This is a genomic window from Halobellus inordinatus (genome assembly GCF_024498335.1).
In the GTDB taxonomy this organism is placed as follows: Archaea; Halobacteriota; Halobacteria; order Halobacteriales; family Haloferacaceae; genus Haloquadratum; species Haloquadratum inordinatus.
The window spans coordinates 1,981,615-1,994,864 of sequence record NZ_CP101825.1 but is presented as its reverse complement, the minus strand read 5'-3'; the positions used below and the strand labels follow the sequence as shown (position 1 = coordinate 1,994,864).

Below are 13,250 nucleotides of genomic sequence, written 5' to 3'. Positions count from 1 at the left end.
GGTCCTCTCTCCCCTATGGCGACGTACTCGCGGCTGACACGCGTTTCCGCACCGCTCTCTGAGGTCTGGGACTTTCACTCGCGCGTCTCCGGACTGGAAGCGTTGACGCCGGGGTGGATGAACCTCCACGTCGAGGCCGTCACCGGTCCCGACGGCGACCGCGATCCCGAGATTCTGGAGACAGGGTCGGAGATCCAGATGTCGATGCGACCGTTCGGCGTCGGGCCGCGACAGCGCTGGACGTCGGTGATAACCGAACGCGAGTCCGGCGAAGAGCGGGCGATGTTCCGCGACGAGATGCGCGGCGGCCCGTTCGCGAAGTGGGTCCACACCCACCGGTTTATCGCCGACGGCGAGGAGACGATACTCGACGATCAGGTCGAGTACGAACTCCCGGGTGGTGGCCTCGGTCGGACCGCCTCGCCACTGGCTGTGGTCGGCTTCGAGCCGATGTTTCGAGCGCGACACCGGAAGACGAAGGAACTACTCGAGTAGGGGCGACGCGCACCGAAAGCACTTATCGGTCGCTCGGGCAGTTGACAGTATGTCAGGCCCTCCACCTGTTGACGCGTCGGATATCCCCGCCCGACCCGAGACCGGTCCCCCAAAGCGGAGCGAGAGCGACGTAAACGGCGACAGCACCGCGGATGGTAACGCGGACGCGGGCAGTGGCAGGAACGCGGATGCAGACAGCAACGCGGCCGACGGCCGGCCCACTCGACGCCGGGTCCTCGCGAGCGTCGCAGCCGTCGGCGCGGGACTCCCCCTCGCGGGGTGCGGCGGCATCGGCACGCCCGGAACCGAAACCGAGGGCGACACGGCCACCGAGACGGCGTCGTCGCCGACGGACACATCTCCGGGTCGCGGTCCGGCACCGTCGGTGATCGGGCCGTGGCCGCAGGCCCGCGCTGACGCGGCGAACACCGGCGTCGCGGCCGGCACCGGACCACTCAGTTCGCCGAGCGTCCGGTGGACCACGGCGAGCGCCGGAACGATCGGCGCGGCGGTCGGCGTGGGTGGCGAAGCAGACAGTTCAGCAGACCACACTGGCGCGTACGTCGTCGCCGAAGACGGACGCGTCGCCGCCGTCGACGCCGCGGGCGAGGAACGCTGGACGGCCACCGTCGACGCGGCGCAGTTCCCGCCGGCCGTCGAGTCGGGTCGCGTCGTCGTCCCGGAACGCGAACGCCTCGTCGTGCTCGACGCCGCAACCGGACAGCGACAGCGGACGATCGGCCTCCCCGGCGGAATCCTCTACGCGCCGACAGTCGTCGGGTCGCACGCGTTCGTCGGCACGTTCTCCGGCGGCGTCGTCGCGGTCGATCTCGCGACGGGCGAGACGCGCTGGCAGGCGGGCGACCCGAGTCGTTCGTACCCGCCAGTCGTCGTCGACGGCGTCGCCTACGTCACGGCGCGGCGGTGGGGGACCGACGAGACTGGAGGAAGCGAAAGCGCCGCGTCCGACGATGCCGGCGTGTTCGCCGCACTCGACACCGAGACGGGTGATCGGCGCTGGGCGGTGCCCCTCGACGGCAACCCGACCGCGCCCCCGGGATACCCCGACGGCGTCGTCTACTGCGGGACGCACCGGGGTCACGTGTATGCGGTGGACGCGACGACAGGTGAGACGCGCTGGCGCGAGACGGTTGGCGACTGGGTGACTCGCGGTCCGACGGCCGCGGCCGACGGCGTGTACGTCGTGGTCCTCGGGGAGGGGCCAGTCAAACTAACGCACGACGGAAGCGTGTCGTGGCGCTCGACGATCGACGCCGGGACGAATCCCGTCCTCGATTCTGGCGTCGCCCTGTTCGGAACGAACGCGGGCGTCGTCGCAGTCGGACGAGACGACGGCGAGGTCCGCTGGCGCGGTGAGACGGACGCGCCCGTCCGATTCGACGTCCAGGTCGCCGACGGCGTCGCGTACGCGGGCGATCAGTACGGCACAGTCCTCGCGTTCGACGTTGCCACGGGCGACCGACGGTGGGAGTTTCCCTTCCGTCCGAAGACGATGTCAGGACCGGTGGTCGGCCCGCGGACGGTGGCGGGTGGTAACAGAGACGGCGGCACGTACGATCTCCTCGCGACGGACGGGATCGAACTGTCCCGCATCGGAAGCGTCGGCGGGCCGAGCCTCACACCGGTGTTTCTCGGCGACGAGCCAGGCTCGTCGCGCGAGACGTTGCTCAGCGGCGGCGGAGACGGCGTTTTCAACCGCGTGCGGACGATCGACTACGGCGACTCGCCGACGACTGATCTTCAGCCCACCCCGACGCCGACCGCGACGCCGGGGCCAGACGAACCGACGGCGACGCGGACGCCACACATCGACTTTCCGCAACCCGAGCAGCTCTGGGGCACCTCACTGGACGTCGATCCGCGCTCGCCGCTGACCTACGCCGACGGCGTCGCGTACGTCGGAACGGCAGAGGGGATCGCCGCCGTCGACGCACGTGACGGTGATCTACGCCTCAGGCGAGATCTGGGGGCGGTGGTGAGCGGTGCTCCCGCGGTACAGAGCGACCGGGTGTTCGTCGCGACGCGGGCCGGCCGACTCGTCGCGCTCGGGATCGGCGGGACCGGCGACAGCAACCTCGCTGAAGCGAGCGTTCAGTGGGAAGTTTCGGTAGACGCGCCGGTCCGGTCTGGCCCCGCCGTCGCTGACGGCGCGGTAGTCGTCGCCAGCGAGTCCGGACGCGTGGCGTCGTACACCGTCGACGGCGACGACCGCTGGGAGCAGACGCTCGACGGCGAGATATACGGGGGGACAGCGACGACGAGCGAGCGCGTGTTCGTCGGCACGAGCGTCGGGGAAGTGGTTGCGCTCGAACGGACCGACGGCTCCGTGGCGTGGCGTGCGTCAGCCGAGGGAGCGGTGCACGGGACACCCGCCGTGGGTGGAGAAGGCGACGACGAGCGGGAAACCGTCTACGTGGGGGATCACGCGGGGACGGTTTCGGCGTTTGCGGGGGCCTCCGGCGACGTTCGCTGGCGGCTGTCGGTCGGACAGTGGGTCGACGCCCCGCCGGCGATCGGCCACGGCGCGGTGTTCGTCGCCGACCAGACGGGCCGCGTGTATGCCGTCGTCGGGTGACTTCGATCGAGGGGTTCGGCGGGAAGCGTCCCGGTCTCATAATGATTACTCTCGTCTCTTACCGCCGACCATCGCCACCGGGAGTGGCGCTCGGCGGTACACAGTGAGAGTAATCACTATCAGGCGTCGTCGTCGCGTAAGTCGCCGAAGACTTCCTCGGCGGTAGAGGGCGTGTCGAAGTCGTGGTAGTGTTCGCCCTTCTCTTTGGTGAGGACGTTCAGCGCGGCGGCGGCGCCGTCGCCGGCTGAGATGACGGCCTGCCACTCCTCGGCGCGGATCATCCCGCCGGTCGCGTAGGCGTCTTCCACGCTCGTCTCCATCGTCACGTCGACGGCGACAGTGCCGTCGTCGCCGAAGTCACAGCCGAGCGACTCCGCGAGGTCGCGGTTCGCGCCGGTCGCGAGCACGAGGTAGTCGGCCTCGTGGTCGTCGTCGCCCGCGGTGACGACGAAGCCGTCGTCTGTCACGTCCACGTCGTCGACCTCGACGTCCTGGTGGCGTTCGGCCCCGAAATCGTCGGCCTGCTGGCGCGCCGTCTGCATATACGCGTCGCCGTCGAGCGAGCCGATTCCGGGGTAGTTGAACAGATGCGCCTTGTGCATCCACGTCTCGTCGGTGTCGAAGACGAGCGCGTCGAGACCGTTCTTCGCCGCGAAGAGGGCTGCCGAGAGGCCGGCGGGACCGCCGCCCACGATGGCTACTCGTGTCATCAGTACTGAATACAGTCCCGTCCCGGTTGAGTGTTCGGGCTAGCGTGGCGAGCACCTCGTCGCGGGCGGGGACAGCAAGATGGGGCGAAGTGTGGCGTGGCCCGCTGATTAGGACGGCGTCGGGAGCAGTTCGCGCCACTTCTCGGGTAACGGGGCCGCCGAGCCAGTCTCCGGGTCGACGACGACCTGCACCGACGAGCCGGTGGCCGCGACCTCACCCTCGAAGGTGAGTTCGTAGGTGGTCTCGAAGGAGGTACGGCCCACGTCGCTGACGTCCAGCGCGACTTCGACGGCGCCGATGTCGTCAATCGGGGTGCGATAGTCCATTTCCAGATGGGCGACCACGATGCTGAGGTCGCTCAGACCTTCGCCGAGAATCTCCTCGAAGAACTTCACGCGGCACTGTTCGCAGTACGTCGCGTACACGACGTTGTTGACGTGGCCGACGGCGTCAAGGTCGCGGAAGCGGACTTCGTGCGTCGTTACGTAGGGGTATTCGAGAGGTGAGGACATACCACACCGCTCGGAGGCGGCGAACGATAAATGCCCGGTCGGTCGGCGCACTCGGATCGGTCTCGGGGGGACCTCGGCGCGTCGGTGCACCAATCGCACCGGTGCGTCAGTGCATCGGTCGTACCGGTCCGTCGAGTTCGGCGGGATCTGCGGACCGGGAAACAGTCGCGCGGCGCTCGGGGAGTTCGAACGCGCGCCAGACGTTCGAGCGAACGCCGACGCGGGTCATCGTCAGCGGGACGGTCGTACCGGACGGGAGCGCTTCGAGTCGCCGGCGGAGTTCGGGGGACGCGTATTCGGTGAGGTGTCGCGTCTCGTTCGTCTCGCACACCTCGACGGTCATCGCGCCGTGGTCGTTCATCGGGCGGCGTACGACCACGTGGGTGGGGGATTGGGCCGCAGGCATCGAATAGTCCCAACGGGCATCGCTCAGATAAACTGTTATATTTTCTATACAACTGGCTACTAGAAGCTACGTAGTTTCGGTAGCCGACGGGAGGGCGGCGTCGATCAGCAGTGACTCGCCGCGTTCCCGACGGCCGGCGTGGTGATTTCGGCTTCGATAAGCACTGAACCCTGGCTGTCGTCGGGGCGGTGAACCAGCCGATACACCTCGCCTTCGCACGCGGGATTCAGTGCCGAATCGCTGCCGTAGCCGTCGATGTGTGCGTAGTCGCCGGCCGTGAGCGGACCCGACGTCGTCCAGACCTGGTCCCAGCGAATCAGATTCCCATCGCTATCGACGACGTAGAAATCTTCGCCGGGTTCGATACGTCCCTGCGTCAGGGTGATAGTCACGTAGGGCCGGTCGTCCGTATTTCCGGAACCGTCAGCCACGTGATCCGTCTCGTAGCCGTACTGCGGCGACGGGTCGTTGGGAGAGTCGATCCCGATCGCGAGGGTTCCGAGGATGACGGCGAGCGCAGCAAGAATAGCGAGCATCAGGACGGCGCCAACAACCGGGGAGACGCCACGTCGGTCCAACGAAAGACGGGACCGCATTGTGAAACGCTTCTCCGCGGACGTATTGTATCTTACTGCGATCGCTCCACGGTTCTGTCGAGCCAGCCCCCACGAGACGTGTGAACATTACTTTTAATCATTTGGTATCTGATTACTACTGTGAGATGTACGACAACATCCTCATTCCGACGGACGGGAGCGAACAGGCGGGCAACGCGGTTGAGGAGGGGATCAGACTGGCGAACGAACTGGACGCGACGGTACACGCGCTGCACGTCGTCGACGAGTTCGAGGCCAAGATCGTTCCGATCACCGAAGCCGAGGACGAAAAACGCGAGGAGTACCTCGAACACGGCGAAGCGATCACCGACGAGGTAGCACAGTTGGCCGAGGAAGCGGGGCTCGACTGTGTGACTGCCGTCCGAACCGGGATGGCTCACAAGGAGATAGAGCGCTACGTCGACGAGAACGACATCGATATCGTCGTGATCGGCTCGCGTGGACTGGGTGCGGTCGAAGAGATGTTGCTCGGGAGTACTGCGGACAAAGTCGTTCGGATCGTCGACAAACCCGTGACCGTCGTCTACAAACGACCCGCTGAGACCGTCCAGTGGATGTTGCCCTCTGCGGAGGATACGATTCATCGTTGAGACGATAGGAGGAGGTGCCCGAAGACGAAGATCGAGACGGGATACCCGACGATCGAGAGGCGGCCCTGGCATCGGTAGGCCGGCGGTGAGTCCGCCCTGATCGAGATGTGTTTCACCGACGCAGTTGTGCTCTGAAAGTGTTAGCGAGACCACAGTAATTATGGATCGCCGCGTTGTACACCGAGTGTCGTGACTGACAACGGAAATCGGGATGGGGGGACGTCAGGACGCGCGAGTCGGTCGAGTCAGGAAACTGGGTCGGAGTCGTCCGAGAACCCGATCGATCTCGCGGTCCTCGAGCGCGATTCCGTGTTTTCAGTTTTGGATGATCGACGCCGGCGATACGTACTCTACGCGCTCGCGGAGGACCCCGAGTGGACGTTGCAGGAGTTGGCGACGCGGCTCGTCGCCTGGGAAGAAGGCGTCGAGGACGATGACGTTGGCCCGCACTGTCGCGAGCGGCGGTACATCTCGCTGTATCACACGCACCTCCCGAAACTCGCCGACGAAGACGTCGTCGAGTTCGACGCGGACGCCGAACGCATCACGTCCGGTGAACGTGCTGCGGAGGTAATCGAGTTTCTGGCGGCCGTCGAGTGAGAGACGAGCGGAACGGGAGGTTGGATCGCTCGTGAACGGTTTTCCTGTCGGGACTTCGTTCGCGCGCGTGTAGTCGACGACGTACCGGCCTGTGGAAACGTTAGCGCAGCGTTCGCTGTTCCGTTTTAGCCGTCCGCTCACGCTACCAGCTGGTCAGTGATCGGTTATACAATCCTGATTGCAATAAGAAAAGTTCATTTTGCGTCGTCGTTGAGCACAGTGCAATGCGATACCGTCTACTGATACTAGTCGGGTTGATTCTGCTCAGCCCGATCGCTACTGCAGCGAATCCAGCACAATCGCAATCTTCGGTGGGAGATTCGGTCGTTTTCGATCAAAGCTCGACGGATACCTCAACACCGACGCCGACTCCAACACCGACACCGACGCCGACTCCAACGCCGACTCCAACACCTACACCAACGCCGACTCCAACGCCGACTCCAACACCTACACCGACGCCGACTCCAACGCCGACACCAACACCTACACCGACGCCGACTCCAACGCCGACACCAACACCTACACCGACGCCGACTCCAACACCGACTCCAACACCGACTCCAACACCGACACCGAGTGAGAGTACCTGTGATCTTCCGATCACGGAGACAGACGTCACGAGCCACACCGTGACGATCGAAGAACCGCCGACGCGGGTCGTCACGCTCAACCCGAGTGCCGCCCAGACGATGTGGGAAATCGGAGCCAAAGACCGGGTCGTCGGCGTCTCACAGTATGCGACCTATCTCGACGGGGCCGACGAGAAAGCGAACGTCTCCGGCGCAGGGGGCCCGAGCGTCGAGAAGGTGATCGACGCCGAACCGGACCTTGTGCTCGTGCCGAACACGACGCACGCGTACACGCCCGACCGTATTCAGCAGATACGCGACGCAAACATCCCCGTATACGTGTTCGGGACAGGGACCTCTCTCGAATTCGTCGTTAACAAGACCGAGACCACTGGACGTCTGGTCGGCGAGTGCAGTGCTGGCCGCGCCCGGGCCGACGAGATGCGACGTTCCATCGAGGATATCGAGGCGGCACTCGCGGACGAATCGACACCTGTCGGGCTCAACGTCTTCTACGGGTACACCTCCGGCGCCAATACCTTCATCGGGAGCGTGATGGAGACGGGCGGTCTGGAGAACGGTGCCGCAGAAGCCGGCATCACGGGCTTTCAGATGATCAACGACGAGACTGTCGTCGAGATCAACCCGGATTGGATCGTCACGCCGTCAGGCGTCTCCGTTCCCAAAAATCCGGCGTACAACTCGACGACTGCCGTGAAAAAAGACCAGATAATCAGCGTAAACACGAACTATCTACAGCAACCCGCGCCTCGGGTCATACAGGCCGTAGAAGTGATTCTGAAACAGGTCCACCCGGACGCATACCAGGAGTACAAAACCGGTGTGGACCCCAGTGACTCGGATCCGGAGGCGGAAGAATCGAACGCCGATTCGGACGACTCTGACGAGTCAGACGACGCAGATAGGTCGGATGATTCTGACGAACGTGACACCCGGTCCACAGCCCGGAGTCCAGCGACTCCGGGGGCTCCGGGTGCAAATACCTCCGCGCAAGCAGTCGATCTGAGCAATCAAACACGATTGCAGACAACCGGGAACGCTACGGTTGATCGGGCGGAGGCAAGGGCGAACCAGATGGTCAACGTCACAGCACGAGATATCTCCGCGAACGAAACGGTCTCCGTTGAAGTAAGTTCCAACGGTGTGCAAAACCAGACGCGGAAGTCCGGTTGGGGCGTCGAGCGCGTCAATATGTCCTTTGGCACAGATACCAACACGACGATCGGCCTCTCGGAAGCCAACGCGACGAACGTCGAGGCACCGCTCCAGCGGGAGTCGTCGGATGAAGCTACGACCGAGAGGCCGGTGATCGGCTACCTCAATGTGAGCCACACGGCCGGGAACGAAGAGATCACGAGCGGTGAGATCGTCGTCCGCGTGAACGAGACTGCTCTGCAGAACACCTCCGCCGAATCGGTCACAGTCTATCGGTATCACAACGGAACGTGGACGGGGCTAAACACCACCGCGCTAGGCGACGGTCGGTTCCGGGCTGAGACGCCAGGATTCTCGACGTTCGCAATTGCGGCCTCAGAGGCTGCTTCGGAGCAGAACTCTCCGACACCGGATCCCACGACGACAGCCACGAGTACGTCTACCCTGACCACATCTACCGAAAGAGTGCTGACGACTGCGGCCGACACACCTGGATTCGGATATACCGCCGGACTCATCGCACTCACCCTGGTCACGGGACTCCTTGTCCGACGAACGGAGTAAGCCGTAACACGTCTCGGATCGATCGAAGACGGCCACAGCGCCACAACTGGACACCCCGCGTAGCCACCACCGTTTTGACGCGACCAGACTATATACTGGTATGACACGTACTGCTGTCATCGCCGGCGTCGGATCCGGGCTCGGCGAATCGCTCGCCCGTCGGTTCGCTGCCGAGGGCTGTCGCGTCGCGCTATTCGCCCGGACGGCCGACTTCATCGAGGAGTTGGCTGCCGACCTGCCCGAACCGGGAGAGGGGCTCGCGGTCCCGACCGACCTCCGGGACGTCGAGGCGATTCGAGAGGGGTTCGACACAGTCAGAGCGGAGTTCGGGTCCGTCGACGTCCTCGTCAACCACGCCAGTGGCGCGTCGTGGAAGGGACTGATGGATTCGAGCGTCGAGGAGTTCGAGGGGGCGTGGGAGGTAGGCGGCCGCGGGGCGTTCGTCTGCTCGAAAGAGGCAGTGGGTGATATGCTCGATTCAGGTGGCGGAACGGTCATCTTCACCGGGGCGACTTCGGCCGTTCGGAGCCTCGGCGGGACGATCAGCTTCACCGCCGCGAAGTTCGCCGCGCGCGGGATGGCAATGGACATCGCCCAGGAGTTCGGACCCGAAGGCGTGCACGTCGCACACGTCGTCATCGACGGCCAGATCGACGGGCCGAACGCCCGCGAGCGGTTCCCCGATCGCTCCGAGGACACGTTTCTCGATCCCGACGAGATGGCCGAGACCTACTGGCATCTCGTCGAACAGGATGCCATAGATACGATGCCGTTCGAGGTGCACATCACGAACGGGCCGCAGAATACCGAGTTCCTGTGAGCAGTTCCGGTACCGCGACGATCCCGTGAAGATACGAGGTGACGGCTGGATTCGAGTGTACGAGTCGAGCGAGACCGGAGAGCCGTGATCCGAACGGCATAGACGGCCGTTCACGGATTCGACGTAGTCGAAGCTCGACATCGAGAGCTGATTTCGGCAGGGGCTGTAGCAAGGGACATTACGGGAACGGACCGTCCGTTGGATATGGTCATTTCAACCACGTCGATATGGGACGAACTGACGGAGGAGTTCACCGCCGAATCGGTCGTCGAATACGAGAAAGCGACAGTGTACGGAGACTTCGAACAGGAACGGGTTCTTCACCAGGGCAGAATTCGGCTGCTTCCGAACGGCTGGATCGCCTTACCGACCGGGCGACTGCTGTCTCCCGAGGCCGTGCATCATATCGATCCTTAGACGGATCCCACCGCGATCGACTCCGGGCCAACAAAGGCAGAACAGAAGTGAATTGGGAGAAACAGAGTGGTATGGTCGACGAACCGGCCCTAGACGCGCCCGAGGACGGGGTCCCGACTGTCTCGTGTTCACGGTGCAATCGCGAGTGGGACCTCCACTACGAACTCGACGAACTATACGCGGGGAACCGAGCCGTCGAACAGTTCGCGCTCGATCACGAACGCCACACCGGACACTTCCCCGACGACGTGACGCCCTGGGTCGTCGATTGTCGGCAATGCCCCGATGGCGACCGCTACCTCGAAGAACGGCCTGCGCGGCGCTGGGCGGAGACCCACGCCCGCCATACCGGTCATACAGTCGAGCTTCAGTCGCCGACCGAGGAGGGGCCGACCGAACGCATCGGTGAGGAGTAGGCGTCTCAGGTATTTGTCCTCACCGTCCAGCAACCGAGCGACTTCGACGATCAGTGCAGATCGGGTAAACAACCGAATTCAGATGTCTGCTACGATTCGGCAGGAAAGGAAGTCCGCCCTCCCCGAATTGAACGGGGGACAAGCCGATCTACAGTCGGCTGCTCTACCAGGCTGAGCTAAGGGCGGGCACCTCAACGTAGCACCGCTGTTGGACTTAAGGGTTACTCATCGTCGCCGTCAGTCGGTCCGGTTCGTTCTCTCGGGCGATGGCTGTTCGTCGAGAACCGACAGGAACTGTTCTGCCGCGCGGTCGATGTCGGTCTGGACGGCCTGCAGCTCGGGGATCGTCTTCTGGTTGTACGCGCGCTTCGAGCAATCGACGTGGTCGGGAACGATGGCGTGGGCACGTTGTGAGAGCTCCGCGAGTTGTCGCTGCCGTGGACGCGCTCGCCACTCCGGTAACGCGAGGCGTTCGACCGTCGACTTCGAGAGACTCGATTTCCCGCCCGAAGAGATGGTACGGAGACAGCGCTGGTACGGTGCCGAATTGAGGAGCGCACAGAGGTAGTGCGCTTCGTCTTCGTCGTCGGTCCCGACGAACATACAGTGATCGCCGGGTATCACGGGCTTCTCACCGACGAGGGGGTCGGAAACTGTGGAGACGACCGTGAAGTGCGGCTTGAAACCGAGCCGGCACCAGACGACTTTGTACGTCGACCACGTGTACGAGCCGAGCCCGAAGAGCGAGTAGAACGGCCCATCGTCGAACCACGACGACCCGCGATCGGTGAGCCGTTCGCGGTGCGCGTCGAGGTACGCGTACGTCGCCGGCGCTTCCTGCTTGAGTTCGCGTTCGTTGTCCTCGCCCGCCTGTCGCTGGGGGACGAGTTGCAGGTCGTGGCCGAACAGCCCGTACTTCACGATGTGTTTCGATTTCAGATACGGAAAGACGTGCTCGGATTCGAGTTCCTGCTTCTCGATGGTCGCCCGGTCGAGGGCATAAACCGCCTTTGCGTCGTCTTTCACCCCGTGACGGATGCGATACGGACTCGAACCGAGTGCACTTCGTTCGGCGTCGGCGCGGATCCACGGTGACGTCGGGTCCTCGGGGTCTGCGGGTACGAGACGCGTCTCCGCGCGGTCGAACGAGGCCCGCATCCGCGCCAGCGACTCAAACGCTGACGTTCCATCGGAGCGGTCGACGTCGCGAGCCGACGTCGTCGCCGGAGCATCCGTCCAGCGACAGGTCGGAATACCCTCGTCAGTCGGGAACGGTGATCTGCCGTCGTCGGGTGAGAGACGAAGTGAAAACAGCGCGGTGCCCGCATCGACGTCGGTGAACGGTGACAACGAGCCGAAGTCGTGGACGCGATCGTACGTGATCGATCGATGACCCACCTGCGGCCGACGGAGACGTGCCCCAGCGGGTCCGGTGAGGAAATCCCGTTTGAGGACGAGTGCAGCACGACCACCATCACGGAGGAGCTGGTGGAGACACGTCAATGCGTATGGCACGGAGAGGTCGTCGTTCGCGTATCCGAGTCGGGCGTCGGCGCCGGTGTGGTCGAACAGTTCGAGTCCGGCTTCTTCGAACGGTCCCGCTCGCCACCGGTCTTTCGCGCCCTCCGGAAGCGAATCCCAGGTCAGCCACGGCGGATTCGCGAGGAGGACGTCCGCGCGCCGACCGTCGAGCGGAGGGTCATCTGCGGTCGCGTCGGCTGCATCGCCGAGAACGACCCGGGGTGCGACGGTCGGCGACCCGTCGGCGGCGGCGAGCAACGGTCGCACGGCGAGCACCAGCGCCAAGCGCGAAGCACGGACGGCTGTCGGTGAAACGTCGAAGCCGCGGACGGCATCGAAAATGGCCTGGATGGGTGTCCCGTGACTACCGTCGGCGTTCAGTGAGTTCTCGGCGAGAGCGTCGACGTACCGGGTCGCCGTCGCAGCGAGAAACGCACCGGCGCCACAGCCGGGGTCCACTACGAGCGGGAGGTCGGCAGGTGGTCGATCGGCAGCGATCGACGTCTCGTGGTGGGCTGGTGTCTCGTCGTAGGCTGGTGTCTCGTGGTGGGTTGGTGTCTCATCTCGGGTCTGCGTCCCGTCGTGAGGGGATCCGGCGTCGAAGGCAGAGTCGACGGCGAGTGCGGCGAGTCCCTGCGGTGTGTCGTAGCGGCCGAACGCTCGACGGGCGAGCGGCGAGACGCACTCACGGTGGAGGAGTGCGACGTCCCGACTCGAAGCCTCGCGGGCGAAGGTAGACGCCTGGGTGTCGAAGTCGCATCCTGCGTCCGCGGTTCCGGTGTCGAGATGGGGTGAAATCGACTCGTGCACGGCCTCGAAATTCGGCGTGAACGGAATCGCGGCGTCCGCGGCGAGCGAGCGTGTGACCGTGCACTCGAACTCTCGTTCGACCGCATCGAGGATCTCGGTGAGGAGGTAGTCGAACGCGAGCGTTTCGACGAACAGGTCGCGGGCGACGTCGGCGGCCGATCGGGCTACATTGGCGGTGGATCGGTCGGCGCCGCCCGTGGTTCCGCCGCCGTCGACGGGGGATCGTTCGCCGCCTGCGGCCGCGAGAGTGGCGAAGACGTCGCCGTGTCGCTCTCGAACGTACCGGTGCCACGCCTCGAACGCGTCGGCAACCGGGGGATCCGAGAGCGAATCCTGAAGTCGTGAGCGGTATCGAGCGAGGCGCTCGCTGTCGGCCAGGTGGCGCGCGCACGCGGCGGTGTCGACGTCCCGGCGCTGGTCGGCCATC

Annotated in this window: 14 protein-coding genes and 1 tRNA gene; 8 read left to right on the top strand and 7 right to left on the bottom strand. The window is 64.6% G+C overall.

Going from position 1 to position 13,250, the window contains the following annotated elements; all coding sequences use genetic code 11:
- The first annotated feature begins 15 nt into the window (after nucleotides 1–15).
- On the top strand, nucleotides 16–495 hold the full coding sequence (locus NO362_RS10165) for an SRPBCC family protein (RefSeq protein WP_256545141.1): 480 nt from the start codon (nucleotides 16–18) through the stop codon (nucleotides 493–495).
- 49 nt (nucleotides 496–544) lie between these two features.
- Nucleotides 545–3,091: an outer membrane protein assembly factor BamB family protein gene (locus NO362_RS10160; RefSeq protein WP_256545140.1), complete on the top strand. Its 2,547-nt coding sequence runs from the start codon at nucleotides 545–547 to the stop codon at nucleotides 3,089–3,091.
- 119 nt (nucleotides 3,092–3,210) lie between these two features.
- On the opposite strand, the gene NO362_RS10155 is transcribed toward NO362_RS10160, so the two are convergent.
- From NO362_RS10155 to NO362_RS10140, 4 genes are all read right to left on the bottom strand, one after another.
- The gene (locus tag NO362_RS10155) at nucleotides 3,211–3,801 is read right to left on the bottom strand and encodes an FAD-dependent oxidoreductase (RefSeq protein WP_256545139.1); all 591 of its coding nucleotides are present in this window, start codon (nucleotides 3,799–3,801) and stop codon (nucleotides 3,211–3,213) included.
- Between the two features lie 108 nt (nucleotides 3,802–3,909).
- Nucleotides 3,910–4,314: an acyl-CoA thioesterase gene (locus NO362_RS10150; RefSeq protein WP_256545138.1), complete on the bottom strand. Its 405-nt coding sequence runs from the start codon at nucleotides 4,312–4,314 to the stop codon at nucleotides 3,910–3,912.
- A 106-nt stretch (nucleotides 4,315–4,420) separates the two neighbouring features.
- Complete coding sequence (locus NO362_RS10145) at nucleotides 4,421–4,720, bottom strand: DUF7999 family protein (protein ID WP_256545137.1); 300 nt, start codon at nucleotides 4,718–4,720, stop codon at nucleotides 4,421–4,423.
- Between the two features lie 104 nt (nucleotides 4,721–4,824).
- The gene (locus tag NO362_RS10140) at nucleotides 4,825–5,316 is read right to left on the bottom strand and encodes a type IV pilin domain-containing protein (RefSeq protein ID WP_256545136.1); all 492 of its coding nucleotides are present in this window, start codon (nucleotides 5,314–5,316) and stop codon (nucleotides 4,825–4,827) included.
- Nucleotides 5,317–5,441: 125 nt separating this feature from the next.
- Between NO362_RS10140 and NO362_RS10135 the strand changes: the two genes are divergently transcribed.
- Entirely contained in the window at nucleotides 5,442–5,927 is a 486-nt protein-coding gene (locus NO362_RS10135; RefSeq protein ID WP_256545135.1) for a universal stress protein, read from the top strand.
- A gap of 321 nt (nucleotides 5,928–6,248) precedes the next feature.
- Nucleotides 6,249–6,527 (top strand): DUF7344 domain-containing protein, encoded by a 279-nt coding sequence (locus NO362_RS10130; RefSeq protein ID WP_256545134.1) that lies wholly within the window; start codon nucleotides 6,249–6,251, stop codon nucleotides 6,525–6,527.
- Between the two features lie 334 nt (nucleotides 6,528–6,861).
- Here NO362_RS10130 and NO362_RS10125 read toward each other — a convergent pair whose 3' ends face one another.
- A complete protein-coding gene (locus tag NO362_RS10125; protein ID WP_256546672.1) occupies nucleotides 6,862–7,134 on the bottom strand; it encodes a hypothetical protein in 273 nt (90 codons plus the stop codon).
- 25 nt (nucleotides 7,135–7,159) lie between these two features.
- On the opposite strand from NO362_RS10125, the gene NO362_RS14555 reads away from it, so the two are divergent.
- The 4 genes from NO362_RS14555 to NO362_RS10100 all read left to right on the top strand — a co-directional run bounded on the left by NO362_RS14555 (nucleotide 7,160) and on the right by NO362_RS10100 (nucleotide 10,492).
- On the top strand, nucleotides 7,160–8,839 hold the full coding sequence (locus NO362_RS14555) for a PGF-CTERM-anchored ABC transporter substrate-binding protein (protein ID WP_343218081.1): 1,680 nt from the start codon (nucleotides 7,160–7,162) through the stop codon (nucleotides 8,837–8,839).
- A 100-nt stretch (nucleotides 8,840–8,939) separates the two neighbouring features.
- Nucleotides 8,940–9,659, top strand: coding sequence for an SDR family NAD(P)-dependent oxidoreductase (locus NO362_RS10110; RefSeq protein ID WP_256545133.1), 720 nt, complete (start codon nucleotides 8,940–8,942; stop codon nucleotides 9,657–9,659).
- Between the two features lie 204 nt (nucleotides 9,660–9,863).
- Nucleotides 9,864–10,076: a hypothetical protein gene (locus NO362_RS10105; RefSeq protein ID WP_256289749.1), complete on the top strand. Its 213-nt coding sequence runs from the start codon at nucleotides 9,864–9,866 to the stop codon at nucleotides 10,074–10,076.
- A gap of 71 nt (nucleotides 10,077–10,147) precedes the next feature.
- Nucleotides 10,148–10,492, top strand: coding sequence for a DUF8062 family protein (locus NO362_RS10100; protein WP_256545132.1), 345 nt, complete (start codon nucleotides 10,148–10,150; stop codon nucleotides 10,490–10,492).
- A gap of 112 nt (nucleotides 10,493–10,604) precedes the next feature.
- Here NO362_RS10100 and NO362_RS10095 read toward each other — a convergent pair.
- Nucleotides 10,605–10,678: transfer RNA gene (locus NO362_RS10095), tRNA-Tyr, on the bottom strand.
- Nucleotides 10,679–10,729: 51 nt separating this feature from the next.
- A complete protein-coding gene (locus tag NO362_RS10090) occupies nucleotides 10,730–13,249 on the bottom strand; it encodes a DNA methyltransferase family protein (protein ID WP_256545131.1) in 2,520 nt (839 codons plus the stop codon).
- Nucleotide 13,250: the final 1 nt, after the last annotated feature.